7 protein-coding genes and 1 pseudogene are annotated in these 6259 nt (G+C 74.1%); 5 read left to right on the top strand and 3 right to left on the bottom strand.

Annotated elements, in window-relative coordinates; genetic code table 11:
• The coding region (locus PSH25_RS13120) for a DUF2470 domain-containing protein (protein WP_238659362.1) at positions 1-529 on the top strand (529 nt) is incomplete at its 5' end.
• A 39-nt stretch (positions 530-568) separates the two neighbouring features.
• Here the strand turns inward: PSH25_RS13120 and PSH25_RS13115 are convergent.
• From PSH25_RS13115 to PSH25_RS13105, 3 genes are all read right to left on the bottom strand, one after another.
• Positions 569-1165: a TetR/AcrR family transcriptional regulator gene (locus PSH25_RS13115; RefSeq protein WP_238659361.1), complete on the bottom strand. Its 597-nt coding sequence runs from the start codon at positions 1163-1165 to the stop codon at positions 569-571.
• 91 nt (positions 1166-1256) lie between these two features.
• Positions 1257-2012: an ABC transporter permease gene (locus PSH25_RS13110; protein ID WP_238659360.1), complete on the bottom strand. Its 756-nt coding sequence runs from the start codon at positions 2010-2012 to the stop codon at positions 1257-1259.
• Entirely contained in the window at positions 2009-2764 is a 756-nt protein-coding gene (locus PSH25_RS13105; protein WP_238659359.1) for an ABC transporter ATP-binding protein, read from the bottom strand. Before PSH25_RS13105 ends, PSH25_RS13110 begins: the two co-directional genes overlap by 4 nt.
• Before the next feature lie 596 nt (positions 2765-3360).
• On the opposite strand from PSH25_RS13105, the pseudogene PSH25_RS13100 reads away from it, so the two are divergent.
• From PSH25_RS13100 to PSH25_RS13085, 4 genes and pseudogenes are all read left to right on the top strand, one after another.
• Positions 3361-3639, top strand: a pseudogene (locus PSH25_RS13100) (phosphoribosyl-AMP cyclohydrolase); the annotation flags it as partial.
• Between the two features lie 321 nt (positions 3640-3960).
• A complete protein-coding gene (gene hisI, locus PSH25_RS13095) occupies positions 3961-4392 on the top strand; it encodes a phosphoribosyl-AMP cyclohydrolase (RefSeq protein ID WP_238659363.1) in 432 nt (143 codons plus the stop codon).
• 58 nt (positions 4393-4450) lie between these two features.
• Positions 4451-6004 carry an anthranilate synthase component I gene (locus PSH25_RS13090; protein ID WP_238659358.1) on the top strand — a complete coding sequence of 518 codons (1554 nt, stop codon included), beginning with the start codon at positions 4451-4453 and terminating at the stop codon, positions 6002-6004.
• Positions 6001-6259, top strand: a 259-nt coding sequence (locus PSH25_RS13085) for a Trp biosynthesis-associated membrane protein (RefSeq protein ID WP_238659357.1), incomplete at its 3' end; no start/stop codon positions are given. The genes PSH25_RS13090 and PSH25_RS13085, both read left to right, overlap by 4 nt.

The raw sequence follows: 6259 nt of genomic DNA, 5'->3' as shown, positions 1-6259 counted from the left end.
CCTGCCGCCCGCCGCCGGCGCGCCCGGCCTGGGTCGTGCCTGGGTGTCCGGCTGGGCGGCCGAGCTGCTCGGCGACGAGGCCCGCCACGCGGCGGTCGACTTCGCCGCGGTGGAGCCGACCGGCGACCTGCTCGACCTGGGCACCCGGTTCCGGCTGTTCCGCTTCGAGGTGGTCGAGGTCCGCTGGGAGCGGGCCGGCGTCGTGCGGCGGATCGACCCGGTGGAGTACGCCGGGGCCGAGCCGGACCCGGTGCACCCGGTCGAGGCCCGCCTGCTCGCCGACCTCGCCGAGTGCCACGGCGCCGAGGTGACGGAGTACCTGCGCCGGCAGCTCGGGTTGACCGAGCAGACCCCGGACGGACCGCCCCGGGTGGTGCGCATCGACCGCTACGGGCTGGTGGTCGCCCTCGGTCAACCCGGTGCCCGGCGTCGGGTCCGGCTGGCCTTCCCCGGTCCGGTGGCCGACCCGGCCGAGCTGCCGCAGCTGCTGCCGCTGCGCCGCACTGCCGACGCCCGTCCGCCGCGCTGACCAGTCGTCGCTGGCACGCTGGCCGGCCGGGCTGTCGGGTCAGCTCGGCAGCGGGCCGGTGATGTAACGCTGGATGGTCGGACCGACCGCGGCGGCAAGCGTTTCCGGGTCCGCCGAGGCGACCGGCTCCAGGCGCACCACGTGCCGCATCATGGCCAGGCCGATCATCTGGGTGGCCACCAGGGAGCCTCGCAGCGGTAGTTCGGCCGGGTCGACGTCGAAGTTGTCGAGCACCCGGCGCAGCACCTGCGTGGTGATGAACTCGCGTAGCAGCCGCGCGGTCCACTCGTTGCTGACCGCCGAGCGCAGCAGGGCCACCCCGGCGCTGCCGGCCGGAGAGTCCCAGACTCCCAGGAAGATGCGCACCATGCGCTCACCGACGGCGTCCCGGTCACCGGCGAGCACCTGCGGCACCAGCTGACCAGGGTCGACCGGAAAGTTCATGGCGGCCAGGAAGAGCTGGTCCTTGCTGCCGAAGTAGTGGTGCACCAGCGCCGGGTCGACCTCCGCCGTGCCGGCGATGGCCCGGATCGAGGCGGCGTCGAAGCCACGTTCGGCGAACGCCGTCCGCGCCGCGTCGAGAATCGCCTCCCGGGTGCCCGGTTTGCCGGGTCGCCGGCCGGTCCGCCGCGTCATCGCCGCCCTTCGTTCGTCCACCTGGGCCCGTCGTGGCCCGGCCCACGACGGGGTCGGCTGCCGCGTCGGCCGCCGACCCCAGCGCCGGCGGTCAGCCGCTGCGCCGGCGCAGGGTGGCCGCCGCGAGCACCAGTGCCAGCACCACCGCGCCGAGCACCACCGCGACATCCCGCCACATCCGGCCGGTCGGCTCGGCGTGGGCGCCGACCTCCTGCAACGCCTCGATGGCGTACGACAGGGGGAAGGCGTCACTGAGCGCCTGGAGCCAGCCGGCCATCTGGTCGCGGGCCACGAACAGCCCACAGAGCAGCAGTTGGGGGACCACCACGACTGGCAGGAACTGTACTGCCTGGAACTCGGTGCGCGCGAAGGCACTGCACAGCAGCCCGAGGGCGACGCCGAGCACGGCGTCGAGCACGGCGATCCCGAGCACCAGCCCGATGCTGCCGGCGGTGTCCAGATCGAAGATCCAGTACGCCACGGCGGCGGCGACGGCGGCCTGCACGGCGGCGGCCAGCCCGAACGCGATGCCGTACCCGAAGAGCAGGTCGAGCTTGGCCAGCGGTGTGGTGAGCAGCCGCTCCAGCGTGCCCGAGGTGCGTTCCCGCAGCATGGCGATGCTGGTCACCAAGAACATGATCACGAAGGGGAAGATGCCGAGCATCACCAGCGCGATCCGGTCGAAGGTCGTCGGCTGGCCGGGCGGGGTCGGCTGGTCGGCGTACATGAAGTAGACCAGGGTAAGCAGGACGGCCGGCACCACCACGAGCAGCGCGATGGTCCGCCGGTCGTGTCGGAGCTGACGCAGGATGCGGCCGGTGGTGGCGGCGAGGATTCGCGGGTTCATGCTGTCTCCCGTGCGGCTGGCTCGTCGGTGCTGGTGGAGGCGGCCTCACCGGCCCGGATGAGCCGCAGGAACGCCTCGTCGAGGTCGTCCACTCCGGCGGCGGCGCGGATCGCGGCCGGGCTGTCGTCGGCGATCAACCGCCCCTGGCGGATCAGCAGCAGGCGGTCGCAGCGCGCCGCCTCGTCCATCACGTGGCTGGACACCAGCAGGGTGGTGCCGGCGGCGGCCATCGCGTGGAACCGGGCCCACAGGTCGGCCCGCAGCACCGGGTCCTGACCGACGGTCGGCTCGTCGAGGATGACCAACTCCGGCTCCCCGACCAGGGCACACGCCAGCGAGGCTCGGCTGCGTTGACCGCCGGAGAGGGTGCCGACCAGTTGACCGGCGGCCTCGGCCAGCCCGACATCGCTGATCGCCCGATCGGCCTCGACGCGCCCGCGCCCGTACAGGGCCGCGAAGTAGCGGGCGTTCTCCCGGACGGTCAGGTCGGCGTAGACGCTCGGCGCCTGGGTCAGGTAACCCACCCGGTGCCGCAGCGCCGGGGTGCCCGCCGGTTGGCCGAGCACGGTGACCGTCCCGCCACTGACCAGCTGCACGCCGACCACGGCGCGCATGAAGGTTGTCTTGCCGCTGCCGCTGGGGCCGAGCAGCCCGGTGACCGCGCCGCGCGGGACTCGGCAGCTGATGCTGTCCAGCACCCGCCGCCCACCCCGGTCGACGACCAGGTCTCGGACGGCTATCGCATCGTCCATCACGCACCTCCACAGAAACTCATCGCCTGTTGAACTCAACGCTAGATGAAATACTGCGCGGTGCGCAACGCCCGCGCCGGTGTCCGGCTGTGGACCGTCGCGCGAAGCGCGAGAACGGGCAGTAGGCTCCGGACCGGACACGAAGTCCGCCATCGGGCATTGCGCGCCGATCGGACGTGCGGCACGATGGCGCGGTGGGTCACGCTCCGTTACCGGATAGCGGTTTTCTTGAGGATTGGGCCGCGCGGTTGCGGCAGGCCGCCGAGCGGCCGGTCGTCGGCATCCTGTTGCGCGGCAGCCATGCCCGCCGCGCCGCCACCGCACACAGCGACGTCGACCTCGACGTGTTGGTGGGCGGCGCGCCGTACGCGGCCCGCCGGGCCTACCTGGCGGAGTCCGCAGGCCAGGTCACTCACGTTTCGGTGGCCGCCCGCGACGTCCGGTCCTGGGTGGACCGCCTCGGCGAACCGGCCGACTGGGCGTTCGGGCTGCCGGTCACCGCGCCGGCGCGGCTGCTCTGGGCCGACCCGCACTGGCGGCCCCGGATCGACCTGCCGGTGCTCTGCCAACCCGCCGAACCACCCCGACTGGAAGAGATGATCGCCACGCTGGGTAAGGCCGCCGCCGCCCGCGCGGCCACCGACCGTCTCGGGGTTCGGCTCGCCGTCGCCGACCTGGCGCGGCTCTGTCCCTCGGTGCTGCGCCCGGCCAACCCGTCGGTGCGGGTCCACTCCCGCCGGGCGGCTTTCGCGGCGGCCCTGGAACTGCCGGTGGCCCCACCCGGCTACCGGACCGACATGCTGCTCTGCCTCGGGCTGCGCCCGGGCGCCACCGGGCAGCTCTGGGCCGCCGCCGTACGGCTGGTCGCCGGCACGCTGCCGTTGATCCGGCCGTACGCCGAGGAGATCGCCGACACGGCCGGCGCGGACCTGGCCGCCGCCCTGGTCGAGGGCCGGCTGGACCGCTACGTCGCGCAGTTGGCCCGGCCGGTCGGGCCCCCGCCACAGGCCCGGCCCTCGTCGCAGTCCGGGCCCTTGTCGCACTCCGGGCCCTCGTCGCAGTCCGGGCCCTTGTCGCACTCCGGGCCCTCGTCGCAGCCCCGACTGTCGCCACAGCCCCGGCCCTCGGTGCCTCCGGCGCAGCCCTGGCGGGAGCGGTCGGCGGTGCCCGCGCCGCGTGCGGGAGAATTGGCGACTGTGCCCGTACCTGACCCGCCGGTGACCGGCGTCCCCAGCGATCCGAACGAGCTGGCCGCGCCCGCGCCGGCGCGCCCGTCCCGGCTCGACCCGGCCATCGCGGCCCGGCTGCGCCGCAGCGCCGATGGTCTGGTCGCCGCCGTGGTGCGTGCGCACGACTCCGGTGAGGTGCTGATGGTCGCCTGGATGGACGACGAGGCGTTGCACCGCACCCTCACCACCGGCCGGGCCACCTACTGGTCGCGCAGCCGACGCGAATACTGGGTCAAGGGCGCCACCTCCGGCCACCACCAGTACGTGCGGTCGGTCGCCCTGGACTGCGACGGGGACGCGCTGCTGGTGAGCGTGGACCAGGTCGGCGCGGCCTGCCACACCGGCCACCGCACCTGCTTCTTCACCGAGCTTCCCGTCACGGGGACGGAGGCCCGGTGAGCCCGAAAAGCGCCGCGCGGCGCAGCCCCGCAGTCGCGAACGGAAGGCAGGTCGGGCAATGACCGACGGCACGCTCAGCCCCGACCTGGCCACCTTCACCGAGCTGGCCGCCGACTGGCGGGTCGTGCCGGTCACCCGGCGGCTGCTGGCCGACGCGGAGACCCCGGTCGGGGTCTACCGGAAGCTGGCCGGTGGACCGGGCACGTTCCTGCTGGAATCGGCCGAGCAGGGCGTCGGTTCGGCCGGCATGGCCTGGTCGCGGTACTCGTTCATCGGCGTACGCAGCAGCGCGACCCTGATCGAACGCGACGGCGTGGCGACCTGGCTCGGCCAGCCGCCGGCCGGGCTGAGCACCGAGGGTGACCCGGTGCGGATGCTGCGGGAGACGGTTGCGGCGCTGGCCGGCCCGGTCGGAGACCCGTCCGACGGTCTGCCGCCGCTGACCGGGGGCATGGTCGGCTACCTCGGCTACGACCTGGTCCGGCGCTTCGAGCGGTTGCCCGAGCTGACCGAGGACGACCTGGGCGTCCCGGAGCTGGGCATGATGCTCGCCACCGACCTGGTGGTGCTCGACCACTACGACGGCTCGGCGATCCTGGTCGCCAACGCGGTGCTGCCACCGTTGGACGCACCGGACCGCGCCCCGCAGGTCGCCGCCGCCTACCACCACGCGGTGGGCCGGTTGGACGCGATGACCACGGCGCTGTCCCGGCCCATCCCGCCGATGATCTCCACCGTCGAACGTCCGCCGGCCGGCGAGGTGCTCTGCCGTACGCCCGACGGCGGTTACCCGAAGGCGGTGGAGGCGGCCAAGGAGGCGATCCGGGCCGGCGAGTGCTTCCAGATCGTGCTCTCCCAGCGCTTCGAGCGGACGACCCACGCCGACCCGCTGGACGTCTACCGGGTGCTGCGCACCAGCAACCCCAGCCCGTACATGTACCTGCTGCGCTTCGACGGGTTCGACATCGTCGGCTCGTCCCCGGAGGCGCACCTGAAGGTCACCGGGTCCGCGGACGGGCGGCGCCGGGCGTTGCTGCACCCGATCGCCGGCACCCGGCCGCGGGGCGGCACCCCCGCCGCCGACGCGGCGCTCGCCGCCGAACTGCTCACCGACCCGAAGGAACGGGCCGAGCACGTGATGCTCGTCGACCTCGGCCGCAACGACCTGGGTCGGGTCTGCCAGCCCGGCAGCGTGGAGGTGCCCGAGTTCGCGACCATCGAGCGGTACAGCCACGTCATGCACATCGTCTCCACCGTCACCGGCACGCTGCGTGACGACCAGACCGCCTTCGACGCGCTGGCCGCGACCTTCCCGGCCGGCACGCTCTCCGGGGCGCCCAAGGTGCGCGCCATGGAGATCATCGAGGAGTTGGAGCCGGTCCGTCGTGGCCTCTACGGCGGCACCGTCGGCTACTTCGGCTTCGGCGGCGACCTGGACATGGCGATCGCCATCCGGACCGCGCTGATCCGCGACGGCCGCGCCTACGTACAGGCCGGGGCGGGGGTGGTCGCCGACTCGGACCCGGCCGCCGAGGACCAGGAGACGCGGAACAAGGCCGCGGCCGTGCTGGCCGCGATCGCGGCCGCCGAAACCCTGCGGCCGGCCCGGTGAGCGGCCGGCGCGCGTTGACGTACGCCGTGCTGTTCTGCCTGGCCGGCGCGGGCCTGGCGCTGTGGGCCGCGACGCGCAGCTGGTCGGTCGAGTTGACGGTACGTCCGGCGCCGCTGCCGCCGGTGCGCGACACCCGCAGCGGTGCGAGCCTCCTGCCCTGGCTGCCGGCGTTGGCCCTGGTGACCTTGGCCGGGGGTGGCGCGGTGCTGGCCACCCGGGGCCGGCTGCGTCGGGTGCTCGGGGTGCTGCTCGGCG

The organism is Micromonospora foliorum (assembly GCF_022229015.1).
GTDB classification, from domain to species: domain Bacteria; phylum Actinomycetota; class Actinomycetes; order Mycobacteriales; family Micromonosporaceae; genus Micromonospora; species Micromonospora foliorum.
This window is presented reverse-complemented; position numbering and strand designations above follow the sequence as displayed.

What these genes read in the sequence shown, in the direction of transcription:
- PSH25_RS13115 (WP_238659361.1), bottom strand. Translation starts at nt 1,165, where the DNA reads ATGACGCGGCGGACCGGCCGGCGACCCGGCAAACCGGGCACCCGGGAG.
- PSH25_RS13110 (WP_238659360.1), bottom strand. Translation starts at nt 2,012, where the DNA reads ATGAACCCGCGAATCCTCGCCGCCACCACCGGCCGCATCCTGCGTCAG.
- PSH25_RS13090 (WP_238659358.1), top strand. Translation starts at nt 4,451, where the DNA reads ATGACCGACGGCACGCTCAGCCCCGACCTGGCCACCTTCACCGAGCTG.
- PSH25_RS13105 (WP_238659359.1), bottom strand. Translation starts at nt 2,764, where the DNA reads ATGGACGATGCGATAGCCGTCCGAGACCTGGTCGTCGACCGGGGTGGG.